Annotated in this window: 16 protein-coding genes; 4 read left to right on the top strand and 12 right to left on the bottom strand. The window is 40.7% G+C overall.

Going from position 1 to position 16,224, the window contains the following annotated elements; all coding sequences use genetic code 11:
- Positions 1-83: 83 nt before the first annotated feature.
- The 3 genes from QRD39_RS06455 to QRD39_RS06445 are packed head-to-tail and all read left to right on the top strand — an operon-like array spanning position 84 to position 1,453.
- The gene (locus QRD39_RS06455) at positions 84-533 is read left to right on the top strand and encodes a DUF1836 domain-containing protein (protein WP_285956038.1); all 450 of its coding nucleotides are present in this window, start codon (positions 84-86) and stop codon (positions 531-533) included.
- Positions 526-1,203 (top strand): PAQR family membrane homeostasis protein TrhA, encoded by a 678-nt coding sequence (gene trhA, locus QRD39_RS06450; RefSeq protein ID WP_002889086.1) that lies wholly within the window; start codon positions 526-528, stop codon positions 1,201-1,203. Before QRD39_RS06455 ends, trhA begins: the two co-directional genes overlap by 8 nt.
- A gap of 58 nt (positions 1,204-1,261) precedes the next feature.
- Complete coding sequence (locus tag QRD39_RS06445) at positions 1,262-1,453, top strand: PspC domain-containing protein (RefSeq protein WP_037613335.1); 192 nt, start codon at positions 1,262-1,264, stop codon at positions 1,451-1,453.
- Between the two features lie 59 nt (positions 1,454-1,512).
- On the opposite strand, the gene QRD39_RS06440 is transcribed toward QRD39_RS06445, so the two are convergent.
- The 7 genes from QRD39_RS06440 to QRD39_RS06410 form a co-directional block, all read right to left on the bottom strand.
- Complete coding sequence (locus tag QRD39_RS06440) at positions 1,513-1,692, bottom strand: hypothetical protein (RefSeq protein WP_285956037.1); 180 nt, start codon at positions 1,690-1,692, stop codon at positions 1,513-1,515.
- A gap of 15 nt (positions 1,693-1,707) precedes the next feature.
- Complete coding sequence (locus QRD39_RS06435; protein WP_285956036.1) at positions 1,708-2,571, bottom strand: DUF3114 domain-containing protein; 864 nt, start codon at positions 2,569-2,571, stop codon at positions 1,708-1,710.
- Between the two features lie 19 nt (positions 2,572-2,590).
- Complete coding sequence (locus QRD39_RS06430; protein ID WP_285956035.1) at positions 2,591-3,532, bottom strand: alpha/beta fold hydrolase; 942 nt, start codon at positions 3,530-3,532, stop codon at positions 2,591-2,593.
- A 48-nt stretch (positions 3,533-3,580) separates the two neighbouring features.
- Positions 3,581-5,527: a threonine--tRNA ligase gene (thrS, locus tag QRD39_RS06425; protein WP_285956034.1), complete on the bottom strand. Its 1,947-nt coding sequence runs from the start codon at positions 5,525-5,527 to the stop codon at positions 3,581-3,583.
- 385 nt (positions 5,528-5,912) lie between these two features.
- A complete protein-coding gene (locus QRD39_RS06420) occupies positions 5,913-7,235 on the bottom strand; it encodes a glycosyltransferase family 4 protein (protein WP_285956033.1) in 1,323 nt (440 codons plus the stop codon).
- Positions 7,236-8,234, bottom strand: a complete 999-nt coding sequence (locus tag QRD39_RS06415) for an LTA glycolipid anchor biosynthesis glycosyltransferase, IagA/BgsA family (protein ID WP_285956032.1) — start codon at positions 8,232-8,234, stop codon at positions 7,236-7,238.
- A 212-nt stretch (positions 8,235-8,446) separates the two neighbouring features.
- Positions 8,447-8,668, bottom strand: a complete 222-nt coding sequence (locus tag QRD39_RS06410; RefSeq protein WP_285956031.1) for a DUF3923 family protein — start codon at positions 8,666-8,668, stop codon at positions 8,447-8,449.
- A 305-nt stretch (positions 8,669-8,973) separates the two neighbouring features.
- On the opposite strand from QRD39_RS06410, the gene QRD39_RS06405 reads away from it, so the two are divergent.
- Positions 8,974-9,525, top strand: a complete 552-nt coding sequence (locus QRD39_RS06405) for a TetR/AcrR family transcriptional regulator (protein ID WP_285956030.1) — start codon at positions 8,974-8,976, stop codon at positions 9,523-9,525.
- A 73-nt stretch (positions 9,526-9,598) separates the two neighbouring features.
- Here the strand turns inward: QRD39_RS06405 and QRD39_RS06400 are convergent, their stop codons facing one another.
- The 5 genes from QRD39_RS06400 to glmU form a co-directional block, all read right to left on the bottom strand.
- Complete coding sequence (locus tag QRD39_RS06400; RefSeq protein WP_285956029.1) at positions 9,599-12,604, bottom strand: Spy0128 family protein; 3,006 nt, start codon at positions 12,602-12,604, stop codon at positions 9,599-9,601.
- Between the two features lie 352 nt (positions 12,605-12,956).
- Positions 12,957-13,649, bottom strand: a complete 693-nt coding sequence (locus tag QRD39_RS06395; protein ID WP_285956028.1) for a 5'-methylthioadenosine/adenosylhomocysteine nucleosidase — start codon at positions 13,647-13,649, stop codon at positions 12,957-12,959.
- 77 nt (positions 13,650-13,726) lie between these two features.
- Positions 13,727-13,987 (bottom strand): cell wall synthase accessory phosphoprotein MacP, encoded by a 261-nt coding sequence (macP, locus tag QRD39_RS06390; protein WP_002889099.1) that lies wholly within the window; start codon positions 13,985-13,987, stop codon positions 13,727-13,729.
- 3 nt (positions 13,988-13,990) lie between these two features.
- Complete coding sequence (locus QRD39_RS06385; RefSeq protein WP_002889100.1) at positions 13,991-14,539, bottom strand: NUDIX hydrolase; 549 nt, start codon at positions 14,537-14,539, stop codon at positions 13,991-13,993.
- Between the two features lie 76 nt (positions 14,540-14,615).
- On the bottom strand, positions 14,616-15,995 hold the full coding sequence (gene glmU, locus QRD39_RS06380; RefSeq protein ID WP_285956027.1) for a bifunctional UDP-N-acetylglucosamine diphosphorylase/glucosamine-1-phosphate N-acetyltransferase GlmU: 1,380 nt from the start codon (positions 15,993-15,995) through the stop codon (positions 14,616-14,618).
- Positions 15,996-16,224: the final 229 nt, after the last annotated feature.

Raw genomic sequence — 16,224 nt, 5'->3', positions numbered from 1 at the left:
ATGTCTCACGAGTTCTGACTTGACTTGAATTTCTATAATGTTATAATCTAGTTATGGAAACTAGATAAAGAGGTTTTTATAATTTGACAACACAACACTACCCTCTCTGGGAGGAATTACCAGAGATTGAACTCTATTTGGATCAGGTTTTGCTCTATGTCAATCAAGTCACCCAGAGCACTTTGGGACCAAACGACAAGGGGCTAACCGCCTCTATGGTCAATAATTATGTCAAGCATGGCCATGTCGCAAAACCTATCAAGAAAAAATACAATGCTGCTCAAGTAGCCAGACTTATTGTGATTACGAGTCTAAAGACCGTTTTTGAGATTTCTGAGATTGCGAAAACCTTGGAAATTCTACGAACAGATGCTGAAAGCCAGAAGGCCTACTACAATGACTTTGTCGCCTGCATGAATGGTCAAATTCCCAAGGATGCACCGCAAGTCATTCTTTCAGCCTGTCAGACGCTACAGTGCTACCGAGCTACCCATCAACTTTTAAACGACCTAGAAGGAGGTACCCATGTCTAATACTGCTACATTTAATGTTTCTCCCAACCTCAAACTCAGTAAAAAACTTAGCTTTGGCGAAGAGGTGGCTAATAGCGTGACTCATGCTGTCGGAGCTATAGCCATGCTGGTCTTGTTGCCAATCACTGCCGTCCATGCCAACAACGGTTATGGTATGACTGCTGCTGTCGGAATGTCTGTTTTTGTCATCAGTCTCTTCCTCATGTTTTTGAGCTCAGCCATCTATCATGCCATGGATTACAATTCACCCCACAAGATGGTCCTACGTATCATTGACCACAGCATGATTTACATTGCCATTGCTGGGAGCTATACGCCTGTTGCCCTCTCGCTAGTTGGCGGTTGGCTAGGTTACAGCATCATCATCCTCCAATGGGGAACAACAATTTTTGGTATTCTCTACAAAATCTTTGCCAAAAAAATCAATGAAAAGTTCTCTCTCTTCCTCTATTTGATGATGGGTTGGTTGGTAATCTTCATTATCCCTGCTATCATCACTAAGACAGGACCTGCTTTTTGGGGACTCATGCTTGCTGGAGGATTGTCATACACGGTTGGCGCAGCTTTCTATGCTAAGAAAAAACCATATTTCCACATGATTTGGCACCTCTTCATCATGTTGGCTTCAGCCCTTCAATACATGGGAATCGTCTATTTCATGCTTCCTTAAAACTAATACTAGGTTTCAAATAGTTATGATATAACAAGGCCATACGGAGGTAAATCACATGAAAAAAGAACTCAGACGAGATCCTAACAACAAAATCATCGCCGGTGTTTGCTCTGGTATCGCCAATTATCTTGACATTGACCCTGTCATTATTCGCCTCATCTGGGCTGCAGCGATTTTCTTATTCGGAACAGGTTTTCTTTTCTACATCATTTGCTGGATTATTATCCCCGAAGAAAGCAAGTGGTAAGTTATAATTGAATATAAAAATAAGACAGACCTAAATTTCTTACAGGTCTGTCTTATTTTTTATTTTTTCAAACGGAAAATCAAATAGCTGACATTAACAAGGAGTAAGACACTCCAAAGAATGAGGAAGGGAATATTTCCTCGGACAGCATTGTGCCAAATACCTAAGGCGTATAAGGCCATAAAGACTAGCGATCCTAGGACCGCCGTTCCCTTATTATTTTGGGGTTGTTTAGACATATTAAACTCCTTTGATTACTTTGTATGGAACGGTTTGAAGCCATAAACCATAGCGAGAAAAGCTCTGGCTTGGCGTTTGACATCATTTGCCAAAGACCTATGAGATTGGGCATAGATACCTTTTGGATTGTAGAAAGATTTATCAAACTGTTCGGGCGCTTTCCGTCCCCACTTCTTTCTCAATTTGTTAGGAGATCGAAAACCCTTTGTCATCCGATTACGATAGTCAGGATCATGTGGTTGGACTGGTTCCACATCCAGTTGCCAATGGCGCTTATAATTGCCATAGTTGAAACTGGCGCCATTAACCACGCCACTCTCCGTCACCTTCTCAGCATCGACCTCATTGAGAAAATTTCCCTGACTATCCAAAATAAACTCTATGCGATTATAAAGGAGAATCTTAAGATTGATACTTGGAATCCCATCAGGATAAACCACCTCCCCAGCACGGACAGCAATCTTTTGGTGCAAACGCCCCTGATCAAACATGGTAAATGGCTTCCATCTGAGATAGGCAGCCAAAGCATCTTTGTCCGTCATCCCTGGCTTTTTATAATGCCTCCGCACATACTGGGCCTGTTGACTCGAAATCAGGTAACGTAGCTGATGAATTTGGCGCTCTACAAGGCCTTCCTGAGACAAGCTATCACCAGGAAAAGCCAAATCTACTAACCTAACAATATCCTTCCAAAAGGAATTATGAGGCGCCAAGTCAGGATCAAAATAAGATAATAAGTCTTGGGTTTCTTTAAGTTCCCCAGATAGGTCTTCTGGCATCTCTATATAAGCCAGCAATAACTGAAGTACTTGCAATGGTTGGTGTTCTTCCTGCCATTCCTTCCATAAGCAATTAAAGGCTTTTGAACCAATGAGCATCACATCTCTCCTCAATCATTTAATCAGTTGTCTCTTGTATGAAATCCTCTATGCTTCTAATCACTTCTTTGGTCTGATAGTGGTAGAAATAATGAGGAGCATCATAAAACGCCAGTTCGATATTTTCCTGATTCTTCGCAAAACTAGTCGCATAGTGTCGCCACTGCTCCTGACTGAAACCTGTCCCTTTTCCATTAGAGACCATGAGTAGCACGGGTATTTGTGACTTGATGCTAGTGGAGTTCACCTTTTTAGCATTTTCTTTAACACACAGGCTCTCATTTAACATAGCTTGCGACAAGAGTTGTCTGTAAGCTATTTCTTGATAGAGACGGCGGTCACTATCACTTAGGTTCTCATTGGGCATATATAATTGTCTCGGCAGTAATCTTAGCAGACCTAATTGACTTCCCCAACGGGCCAGACGCAACATCTGAGGGTACCTCTTCAAATGGGAATAACTTTCTGGAAATGCCCAATCAAGACCAACCACAGCTTTCACTTCACTCGGGTAGTTTTCTTGCCAGAGGAGCGTCTCTAATGAGGCCATCGAATGAGAAATCACGATATAGGGACCTGACACATGAGCTTTGGCAAGTGCTTGACGTGTTTCAGAAAGGACTACAGCAACATCCCTTGACTGAGACGTATCCTCACTGTAACCATAACCAGCTCTTTCAACAAGGACTATTCTATACTTGTCTGAAAGCCCATCATACACATCTTTAAAATCTAAGATCGGTGAAGCCGTTCCAGCACCAGAGAGAAAAACTAGGGTTTGCGGACCGTTTCCTTTTACCAAGACGCTCATTTTGTGTCCATTGACAGCTACCAGTTGACCTTTAGGTGTTAGAGAGGCCTTTTCTCTTTGCAAGGCTAATCTATGATAGGTAAAGCTAGTTAGTAATAAGACTAGGAATGCCCCCAGCAGAAAGCAAAGTCTTTTCATAAAAACAGGCATGGTTTATCCTACTAAAAAGTCAGTTAGCTTAGCTAACCGACCCTTTATTTATTCGGCATCTGGGCGTGATTTGCGAGCGATATCAGCAAGGATATTATCTACAAATTCTGAGACAGTCTCAGTGTGTGTTTGTTTTTGACCATAACGACGAACGTTAACAGTTCCGTCTTCCATTTCCTTGTCACCAACAATTAATTGGTAAGGAATTTTTTGCGTTTGAGAAGCACGAATCTTGAACTGCATTTTTTCATTACGTTCATCCACTTCGGCACGGACACCACGATCACGAAGTTTCTTAGCCACTTCCCATGCGTAGTCCACGTGTTTTTCGTTAGATACTGGAATAAGGGTTACTTGGTGAGGGGCAAGCCATGTTGGGAAGGCACCCTTGTAGTTCTCAATCAAGATTGCAGTAAATCGTTCCATGGTTGAGATAACCCCACGGTGAATCATTACTGGACGGTGTTCTTCACCATCAGCTCCGATGTAGTGAAGGTCAAAACGTTCTGGAAGCAAGAAATCCAACTGGATAGTAGAAAGAGTTTCTTCCTTACCAAGAGCAGTCTTAACTTGGATATCCAATTTTGGTCCATAGAAGGCTGCTTCTCCTTCAGCTTCATAGTACTCAACACCCATGTCATCAACAGCCGCTTTCAACATGCGTTGCGCATTTTCCCACATTTCATCATTGTCAAAGTATTTGTGCTTATCTGCAGGGTCACGATAAGACAAACGGAAACGGTAATCCGTCAAGTTAAAGTCTTCATAAACATCAATAATCAATTGAAGGATTTTCTTGAATTCATCTTCGATTTGTTCTGGAGCAACGAAAGTATGTCCATCGTTAAGTGACATTTCACGAACACGTTGAAGTCCTGTAAGGGCACCAGATTTTTCATAACGGTGCATCATACCGATTTCAGCGATACGGATTGGCAATTCACGATAAGAATGAACATGGTGTTTGTAGACTTCAATGTGGTGTGGGCAGTTCATTGGACGAAGGACAAATTCTTCCCCATCTCCCATATCCATTGGAGGAAACATATCTTCACGGTAGTGATCCCAGTGACCTGAAGTTTTATAAAGTTCAACTGATGCAATTGGTGGAGTGTAAACGTGTTGGTAGCCCGCGGCGACTTCCTTGTCCACGATGTAGCGTTCCAACTCACGACGGATTGTGGCACCATTTGGCAACCAGAATGGAAGACCTTGACCGACTTCTTGAGAAATCATAAATAAATCAAGTTCTTTACCAAGTTTACGGTGGTCACGTTCTTTAGCTTCTTCGAGACGTTTAAGGTATGTTTTAAGATCTTTTTTGTCGAACCAAGCCGTACCGTAGATACGTTGCATCATGGCATTATCACTATTTCCACGCCAGTAAGCACCTGCAACATTCAAGAGGTGGAAGATTTGGATACGACCAGTTGATGGCACGTGAGGACCACGGCAAAGGTCAACGTATTCACCTTGACGGTAGATGGTCAAGCCACCTTCGTCTTCTGAGTGTTCTTCAATCAATTCCAATTTGTAAGGATCGTTTTTGAAGATTTCACGCGCTTCATCCTTAGTCACTTCTTCACGAATAGATGGGAAGTTTTCTTTAACGATTTTCTTCATTTCTTCTTCAATACGAGGAAGGTCTTCGTTTGAGATTTGACCCGCTTGATTGTCCGTATCGTAGTAGAAGCCATCTTCAATAGCTGGGCCAACACCCAAGTGAATATCTGGGAAGAGGCGACGAGCTGCTTGGGCAAACAAGTGAGCTGCTGAGTGACGCAAGATTGGAAGGGCATCTTCGTGATCAGGTGTCACGATTTCGATGCTTCCGTCCTCAGTAATAGCACGAGTTGTGTCAATCAATTTACCGTTGAATTTACCAGCAAGAGCTTTTTTAGCCAAAGAATTGCTGATAGATTGCGCAATTTCAAAAGTTGTCACGCCAGATTCGAATTCACGAACAGCGCCATCTGGAAATGTAATCTTAATCATGGTTTTCTCCTTAAATTAATTTTGTAAGTAATGTTTGGAAAGAGGTGTATTCAAGCAAAGGATGAATAGAAAAAAACGACATCCTCGAAAGGACGTCGCAACGTGGTTCCACCTTAGTTCGTGTACGACAAAAAACGAGTTTGTCCTACACCTCTGATTGGCTCTAACGTGGCCACCGTTTTATGTTTGCATAAAAAGTTAATCGAGTAGTCCCAATCATGTCCTCTGCGTGATTTCCAGCACCACACGCTCTCTAAAAGATTTCCCATGACTGATATGTCTCTATGCGTTATTATAGCATGAAACTGTAATTTTTCAAGCTAATTATCTCTTTTATGAAGCAATTCTCAGATTTTTGTAAAACGATGCAACTCAAAGCACTTACTTAATCCAAAAGTCTTGTAATATTGCGGATTTTCTTGACCTGCTTGGCAGACCCTTTGAGGATGCGAACAGATCCGTTAACAGGCAGGCTGATAGCCTTAGTAGGTAGATAGGTCACCATGCGAGTCAGGCGCTTCATGGTACTATCTTCACCATTCAAATCATTGTGGAAATCCTTAGAAATGGTCAAATCCAAATAGTACTCATAAACACGTTTTCCAAAGTTTTCTGCAGAAATCTCATAGAGCTTTTTAGACCACTTATTCTCATCTTTTTGAGGTGTTGCAATGGCTGCTTCCAAAATAGCACCAGCCAGGTCATTATCATGATAATAAAGTGTTCCAAACATTTGGTCTGTAATCACATTATCCAAATAAAGATTACCATGCGCAATAACTGGGGTACCACTTGCCAAGGCTTCCAGATAGGTCAAGCCCTGAGTCTCACTGGTTGATGCTGAAATAAAGAAGTCAGCAGCCTTATAATAAAGTGCCGTCTCACTAGGCGCAATCATACCAGTGAAAATCACCTTGTCCTCAATACCAAGTTTAGCAGTCTGCGACTTAAGGTCTTCCAGATAAGGCCCAGCACCCGCAACAACCAGACGAACCTTTTCCTCCTCCTTTAAGACAGATGGTAATGCTGCTAGGACTGCCTGAATGTTTTTCTCATAAGAAATACGAGAAAGACTCAACAACATAATCTCATCAGAAGCAATACCAAGTTTGGCTCTCAATTCCGCCTTATCCTCTTCGGTGATTTCTGGGCGTTGGAATTTTTCAAGTTCAATACCAGTTGGAATAACACGTTTCTCAGCTGCTATCTTATACTTAAGAAGAAGGTCATAAACAATTTCACTTGGACAAATGACCCCATCTAAATCACTCATAAAGCCACGAACAATGTACTTAACCATGCTTGGTCGAATCACCATGCCCTTGGCAATGTAGCGAACGTAGTCCTCGTATTGCGTATGATAGGTATGCACGACAGGAATCTTGAGTTCACGCGCAATCGCAATTCCAAGAAGACCCAAAGAAAATTCAGTCTGTGTATGAATAATATCTAGCTTGTATTGCTTGGCAATCTCCAGTGCCTTAGAAAAGCCACGATAAGCCACACGTCGGTCCTTAAAGGCAAAGAAAGGCACACTAGGAATACGGACAATCTGCCAATCCTCATAGCGATCAACATCCTTATCAGTTGTTGTAAAGATAAAGACCGTATGCCCCATTTTTTCCAACTGCGTCTTCAATGTGCGAATGCTCGTCGCAACACCGGATACCTGTGGAAAATAGGTATCTGTAAACAATCCGATACGCATTTAAATCTCCAATACTTCTTTGTAGGCTTCTACAAGTTTCTGAGCCACATCATCAATCGAGCGACTTTCCGCAACCTTGTATCCTGCTTCATGTTTGTCCACTTTACCATCAATAATATCTTGCAAGGCCACTACAAATTCATCCACATTATGTCCAAATGTGGCGGCCGTGTCGTCAACCCAGCCCTCATAAACTGGAATGTCACGCAAGACAACATGCTGATGACTAGCAAAGGCTTCAAGTACCACAATTCCTTCTGTCTCCTCATAAGATGGGAAAAAGAAAGCACTGGCGCCACTCATAGCCCCCTGAAAGACCGCTCCCTTAAAATAACCTGGGAAGCTGACATTATCGGGATGCTTGCCATTGACAATGTCTCGAATCTTTTTAGGAATCAACCACTTACTGATACTGCCTAACCAAATGAATCGAACATGTGGCATCTTCTCAGCAACCTTGACAAAGTCTTCGATGCCCTTACGTTGAAAATAAAGGCCAGCACAAATCACAACTGGCTGTCCTTCCTTAATGCCAAAATAGTCACGGAAGACTTTTTCCTTGTGCGGGTCCTTGCCGTATTTTTTCAAATCAATACCATTTGAAACAGCAATAATCGGCGTCGTCACCCCGTAAGACTGAATCAATTTTTTAGAATACTCAGATGGCGTAATCACGTAGTCAGCCTTTTGATACATGTGGGCCAAATATTTTCCAAAAAGAGGTGCCAGCAAGTTGGAGCCGATGAATGAATTTTCAAAGTCCTCACGAGTCGAATGACCATGCATGATGACCTTCTTGCCACGGCGTTTTGCGGCATGCAACAACATCAAACTGCGTGGTCCGTAAGTATTGATATGAACAACATCGTAATCACCCAAGATGTCTGTTGTATAGGGAATCCCCGCCAAGTCCAAGGCATGCATCTGATGGTGGAGAGCCCGACCAATTCCTGATTTTTCAAGAACTGATTTTCCTTCAAGATAAAGTAGAACTTTCATACTAACAATTATAGCCTAATTTGGACGAAATTTCATCTGGAAGCTGACTCCTCAAGCATTAAAAAGCTCCCAAAATCAAGGGAAAAACATTCAACTCACGACGACAAAAGATATAAAGAGACAGGAAATCAATTCCTGCCTCTTTCATTTATAATATCGTAGTAATAGTCATTTACTTCCTTAACATATAGCAAGAACCCTCCTCTTGACCATCAGAGAGAGGTAGACGACTTTTTTGTTTTTAGGATAATGTACCAGATAACTTGACCTATGAGAAATAGCAAGTATAAGAAGGCAATCAAACCTAGACTGATTAGCTGCATAGTCAGGCTATTATCAACACCTGTTGCATCTGCTGGTCTAAGCAAGATAAAGGCTACCAAAATAGCAAATACAAGTAATTCCACCACCGTCACAATTCGCCAAACCAACATCAGAATTACCTTCTTTCCTTTGTATTATAGTTATATTAAGCCTCAAAGAAGGTGAAATCAATAGTAAAAACATGACATCCTGTCAATGACTTTTCCCCCAAAAAGCTAATCTCTAAATCTGTAACTGCTACAGCTAAAACTAGTCTCTAACCTACTCTTTTCCATAGAAAATTCTCGCTTTATCGGATAGACTTACCTCACAAATTTACACGGTGTCAGCTTTTTATTCCTCTTTTGCTAGCACGACTATTGATTTTGAAAAGCATTTCAATATAATAAAATTATAAAAGACTAAGGAGATTCTTATGCCTAAAGGAACTAGAGAAAATATTATCAATGCCTTCTTCTCGCTCGCTTCTAAACACCCTTCTAGCACTCACTTTACCTTAACCCAAATTGCTAAGGAGGCAGGCATATCTAGGCAGTCTATTTATCAAAATCATTTTAACAATTATGATGAATTAATTCAGTATATTCATGAAATGATTGATGCCGATATCCATTCTCATATCGAACAGGATCTAACCACAAAAGATCCAATCACACTCTTTTGTGATAATATTATTCCCTTACTTTACTCTAAAAGAACCTGGCTAAGATGTCTTTACACGACTGCAGCAGATCCAAGTTGGCGAAGCTTCTTGCAAATCACTTATGGAAAATGGCTCAAAGAAAATATAAGTCCGGCAAAGATAGACCTTCAAATGCCAAAGCCCTTCTTACAAGAATTATTTCTCCTCAATATCCTTAACATCATCCAACTGTGGATTTCTCAAGAATTTCCAACTCCACCTGACATCTTCAAAAAACAGTTTGTTTTACTCCTTAAGACCCCCTATATCGACTTCGTGTCCTAGTATAACAATTGCGAACTTGAAAAACCAAAAACAACTTGAAACAAAAATTTCAAGCTGTTTTTTAGTTATCACCTTAAATGTCTTTACGACGACGGTTATAGGCTATACCCATGACTGCAGCTACTTCTGCTGCCACTCCAAGAGCAAGCAAGGCTTTATCACTGGCTTGACCAGTTTCTGGAAGTTGAGGTCCTGATTTCACAGAAGATTGAACTGGCTTAGCTGGTTGTGGGTTCACTGATGAAGTTGTAGAAACCACTGATGGTTTTTGTGGAACATGTGGTGGTCTTGTTGGAGTTGGTGGTGTTTGTGGTTTTGGAGATTTTGGTGGAATGTAACTATTGTTAAATTCTGTATCCAAAGGAAGGACAACTGCTGCTACGAGCAAGTTTTCCTTATCACCAACACTCTTAGTTACCGTCACTTTAAGTTTAGCTACCATGCTGTCATAAACCACATTGGATTCGTAACCTTTGACTTCTTCGACAGTGTAGTAATAAACACCTGGTTTATCATAGTTAATACTGTCAAAGTTGATGTTACCTTTAGCATCGTTAGTCACAGTTTGGACAACATTACCTTTTTCATCTTTGAGGACGAAGCTAAACTCACCATCTTGAAGTTGACGACCTGCAAGAACTTTAGTCAATACGAATTTAGCTTTAGCTGGTTTCAATTCTTTGACATAGTTATTGAAGATAGTGTCTTTTGGATTTGTAACGGTTGATACTAGGGCTTCTCCGTCACGTGTCACGGTAATTGATACCTTTGCTTTCATACCATCATAGATGATGTCTTCGTTATTACCTTTGACTTCTTCAACAGTATAAGTGTAGGTACCTGGTTTTTCAAAGCTAAGGTTACTAAAGGCAACACGACCATCTGCTGTATTACCTACAGTTTGAACAACATTACCTTTTTCATCCTTGAGGACAAATTGGAATTCATTAGCAGTCAAGGCTTGGTTAACACCTGCTTTGCTCAATTCCTTACTGAATTGGATAGAGGCTTGGGCTGGAGTCGCAAACTTGTTGTTAAAGATAGTATCTTTTGGATTAACAACTGTTGAAACAAGAGCATCCCCATCACGTGTCACAGTGATAGAAACAGCAGCTTTCATCGTATCATAGACGATAGCGTCATCCTTACCTGCAACTTCTTCAACGGTATAGTTGTAAGTACCAACCTTGTCGAAAGTCAATTCGCTAAAGTTAACATGACCGTCTGCTGTATTACCTACAGTTTGGACCACATGACCAGCGCTATCCTTGAGGACAAATTGGAATTCATTAGCAGTCAAAGCTTGATTTACACCTGACTTGCTCAATTCCTTGCTAAATTGAATCTTAGCTTTGGCTGGTGTGACCAATTTATTGTTGAAGATAACGTCATCTGGATAAACCACTTTGGCCACTAATTTTTCTCGGCCATCAGTGGTCTCTCTAGCCACTTGGACAGTCACATCAGCTTGAAGCTTATCATAAACGACGTCACTATCATTACCAGGAACTTCTGTCACACGATAGTGGTAGGTACCAGGTTGGTTAAGAACAAGATTTGAGAAGACAATTTTACCAGTGGCATCATTGGTTGTTTCACCAAGATCAACCATCTTATTATCTGTCATATCAACCAATTTGAAGGTGAATTCCTTATCTTTCAAGGATCTACCTGCCAACTCTTTGGCTAATTCAAGATTGAAATGTACTTCTTGTTCACCGCCGACATTTCCCACGCCTCCAACTAAACGTACTTCAGAAGTATATGTTTTTGACTCAACATCTGCATGAAGGTCAACTTTATTCGTAGGATTATTAGAATTTGATGCTGGGTTGGTCAATCGTGTCTGATACCAAACATAAACCATACGGTCCAAACGACCAAGATTTAACTCAAATTTAGTATCGTCATGAGAGAAACTCTTAATCAATTCCATAGCTGAACCCTTATCAACCCATGGCTCAGCAGAATCAATGTAACGTAACTCTAAAGAATTATCAACAAATCTTTGATTATCAGACCAAGTATCGATCAATTGAAGATTATTCAAGACACGTCTTGCATAATTGAGACGCATTCCCCAGTTAATTAGGGTTGGATCATTCTTGTCCTGACTACCCCATTTAGCAATGACTTCGTCACCAGGGATAGGATTTGCAGAACCAACTGTCACATTAACGACATGACCATTGAAATTGAGGTGCAATTTTTCGCCACCTTTGAGAGCTTCTGAATAAAGTGTATCTAACTCTAAATTCATATATTTCCCAATAGGGTGATCTTCGAAATAATGATTAAATGTAGTTACAACGCTGTTATTCTTAGGATCTACCTGAGCAATACCAACAACTTCGTTATTAGGGTTGTAAACATTAACACTATAGCTTGTCTTAAATTGCAATTCACTTGGAAGAGTGAAGACAACTTTGTCACCTGAATTAATAGCTATATCGTTAGGGAATAAAATATCATGATAAACAACCTTACTTCTTGAGTAAATACTATTTCCGTCTGGAAATTGAAGCTCAACATTAGGGTTTTGAACATGAATTTCAGTTCCCGTTTTGGTTATTTGAGTATCAGAAGTACTAGTAGGAGTACTACTATTCGTCAATTTCTTAGCCTCTACAGGTGCTTCATGTTTAGCTGAATTGTGATCAGCAACACTTGCTGAATCACTAGCTGAACGCTCACTAGTTACACCAGTGGCATTTGAAGCTGTAGAGCTATTTGATGCTTCGCTACTCACATTTCCATGTGGAGCTTCAACCTGTTCTGAACTGACAGATGAAGCTACTGGACTGTCTACTTTACCACTCTTAGGAACATCAACTGATGTACCTGTATTTTCAGTACTTACTGCTGTAGTTGGTACTGATGGCACTGTAACTTCTGACGATGACTGATTTGCTGAGACATTCACCACATCTGTAGCGGGTTGACTAGAAACCTCTGTCACCTGATCGGCTTGTGCTGTACCAATACCAAAAATTGCAGTTGAAATCAAAACGGATGCAATACCGACTGAAAATTTACGGATGGAAAAGCGTTGCTTCGAATCACTAAATAACCTATTCATAATATCCTCCATTTACAAAACATTTTTATCTTTCCCAACCAGCATTATACTCCTATTCTAATTTTTTGCAAGATGTAAGTCACAATTAATTAACATTTTTGTAAATTGTGCAACACTTTGTCTTGTTTTGTAAGAAAAAAGCACTAAATTTTACTAAAATTTTTCTAAAATACAAAAAAACACTAACAATAAAGCTTTTAAACTCAATTGCTAGTGTTTTCGTGATATTATAAAATATTTTCAAAAATATTCAATTATGAGAAGAAAATAATTAATAATTATCAAATAGTTTCTAATTTACCTAAAAGTCAGGTTAAGTTTCTGTAGCTTTTAGGGATTAAGCGATGGAAAATTAGTCAAGTTCTTCCAAAAAGTCTATCAAGATAGCAGCCGATTGTTTCCCTGCCTGAATAATAAATTCGTCAAAGGTAAGGTTAGCATCGTGAGCTGCTGTATCACTCATGGCACGCACAACGATAAAAGGTTTCTTGACACTATGAGCCGCCTGAGCAATAGCCGCCCCTTCCATTTCAACAGCCAAAACCTCTGGAAAATGCCCCTTAATGGCATCAATCTTGTCCTGACCAGCAATAAAGCTATCACCGGTAGCGATAAGACCAATCTTACTGTCAATTGACGCTTGAGCCAAAACCTTCTTAAAGGTCGTCACGAAGCTTGCATCACTCTCGAAATATAGTGGCTGCATAGACATTTGGCCGTAATCATAGCCAAAGGCTGTCAAATCAACATCGTGATAAGCCAACTTTGAAGCCACGACCACATCACCAATCTTTAGACCAGGCGCTACTGCCCCTGCAGAGCCAGTATTAATGAGGGCCTCAACTTCAAAGTGGTCCGCCAAAACAGCCACAGACATGGCTGACATGACCTTACCAACACCTGATTGGACCAAAACCACATCGTGTTTGCCTAAACGTCCTGTGTAGTAGGTATTTCCAAGAATGGTTTCCTCAACCTTGTTTTCCAATTGCTCCACTAGAAGCACCAATTCCTGCTCCATGGCAGCGATAATTCCAATTTTCATATAGTTCCTTTTTAGCTTGTAATCTTGCGTGAATCACTTGTCATAAGAGAATTAGGCATAACCAGCCTAGACTATTATTAGAAATAAAAGACAGCGATGAAGAGGATAATCAAGAGTACGACTACCCAAAACAGAATACGATTGAGTTTGTGCTGAAACTGGTTGCGTTTCGCATTTTCAATCCGACGACTCTTATAGGTAGAAGGCTCATAATCAGCATCAAAGGCCTCATCATAAAAGTCTTCATCGTAGCCCTGATAAGAAGGGTGGTCAGTTAAATCAATCTCCCCACGCTTGGCCTGCTCAATGATATCGTCAGTTAACAGCGGTCTCCCCATAACTTATTTTCCCCCAAAGTGGAGTGCATAGTACTGGAGTGCAAGAATCGTTTTAGCATCTTTAATCTCACCTGATTTCACCAACTCCATACACTCATCATAGGTCAACTCAAAAATTTCAAGGAATTCATCATCATCAAGTGGACGAGGATTCTCAACAGGTTTGAGATTAGTCGCCACATAGAGTTTAATTTTCTCATTACAAAAACCAATGGCAGTGTAAAATTCATAAATCAACTCTAAATCACCCTGATATTGGGTTTCCTCTTCAAGTTCACGTGCTGCCGCATCCTTTTCATCACCAGCCTCACCAACTTCCAATTTACCCGCAGGGATTTCATACGATACATCTTCAATAGCCTTGCGGTATTGCTTAACAATAACAAGTTTACCTTCTGGAGTAACCGCTAAAACGGCCACAGCTCCTCTATGGAAAATGAGCTCACGACGAGACGTCTTACCATCTGGTAAAAGGACCTCGTCTACAGCTACCTCAAAAATATTTCCTTTAAATTTTGAGTCGCGTGTTAATGTTTTTTCTTCGTATTTCATGGCTTTCCTCCTTTTTTCTTACCACTTAATTGATGTGATGCCTAAAAAGTCGCCATTAGGTGACCTTCATAAAGCCTTATCGTTGACTTGGGTGATGAGGTTTCTTCACCGCATAACCCTCTTTATTGACTTGACGACCACGCCCAATGGCTACACAGTCCGCTGGCACATTTTCAGTGATGGTCGAACCGGCCGCTGTAAGGGCACTATCTCCGATTTCAAGCGGAGCAATCAAGGTTGAATTACTTCCGATAAAGACGTTATCGGCAATTTGTGTCTTGAACTTATGTTGACCATCGTAATTGACTGTTATAGTACCTGCACCAAAGTTAACATTAGAGCCGACTTCCGCATTGCCAATATAAGTTAAGTGTCCAGCCTTGGTATTTTCACCGATAATTGATCCTTTAACCTCAACAAAGTTCCCAATGTGAACGTCTTTCTTAAGCGTAGAGTCTGGGCGAACATGAGCAAATGGTCCAATAGTAACACCATCTTCAACCACTGAATGCTCAATCATAGAGTGGGTGATAACTGTGTGGGCACCGATAACAGAGTCAACAATGTAGGTACCATTGGTAAGCACTGACTCTGCACCAATCTTTGTTTGACCTTTAAGTGTCACATTAGCTTCAACCACAACGTCCGGTGCAATTTCCACATCTACATCGATGTATGTCGCATTTGGATTTTGTAAGGTTACACCATTGACCATGTGAGCCTTGTTGATACGACGACGCATGACATCTTCCGCTGTTGCCAGGGCAACACGGTCGTTAACCCCAAGACTTTCTTCAAAGTCACGAAGAGTGAAGGCACCTACTTTTTCACCATTTTCTCGGAAAATAGAAATGACGTCTGTCAAATAATATTCTCCTTGCGCATTGTTAGTGTTGATATTTTTTAACGCTTCAAAGAGACGTTTATTGTCAAAAACATAAGTCCCTGTGTTGATTTCTTTGACTTGTTGTTCGAACTTGTTGGCATCTTTTTGCTCTACAATCTTAGTCACTTCGCCATTTTCATTACGGATGATACGACCATAGCCAAATGGATTGTCCGCAGTTGCTGTTAGGATAGTGGCAACATTTTTGTGATTAACGTGGAAGTCAATAAGATTTTTGAGGCTTTCACCAGTAATCAAAGGCGTATCCCCAGCGATAACAAGCGTTTGTCCTTCAAGACCAGACAACTCTGCCTCAGCCATCATAACGGCGTGACCAGTCCCCAACTGCTCTGTTTGCATGGTGAAGGCAGATTGACCATCCAAAACCTCACGAACTAGCTCAGCCTTGTGACCAATAACAGTAACGTTTTTAGCTGGATCAATAGCTGAAACTGCTCGGAAAACATGCTCAAGCATGGTGATACCTGAAACCTTGTGCAATACTTTTGGAAGATCTGATTTCATGCGAGTTCCTTTACCCGCAGCAAGGATAATTGCGTAATTACTCATGTGTTTATTCCCTCTTAATTGTGAATTTTAGTACTTTTCTCCTACTACCCCATGTAATAAAGAAAGCACTCTTTACAGTTTCTCCTAAGCAAGAGAAACTCCCCCATTTTCTATTGATTCTGTTCAATGAGACCCTTTTTCAACGTTCTAAATTAGAGTTTCTCACCATCCATAATCGTCTTATTATACCATAAATGAAAAAGTTTTGGCAGAATGGACGGTAATGAAA

Source organism: Streptococcus raffinosi (assembly GCF_030284685.1).
In the GTDB taxonomy this organism is placed as follows: domain Bacteria; phylum Bacillota; class Bacilli; order Lactobacillales; family Streptococcaceae; genus Streptococcus; species Streptococcus raffinosi.
This window is presented reverse-complemented; position numbering and strand designations above follow the sequence as displayed.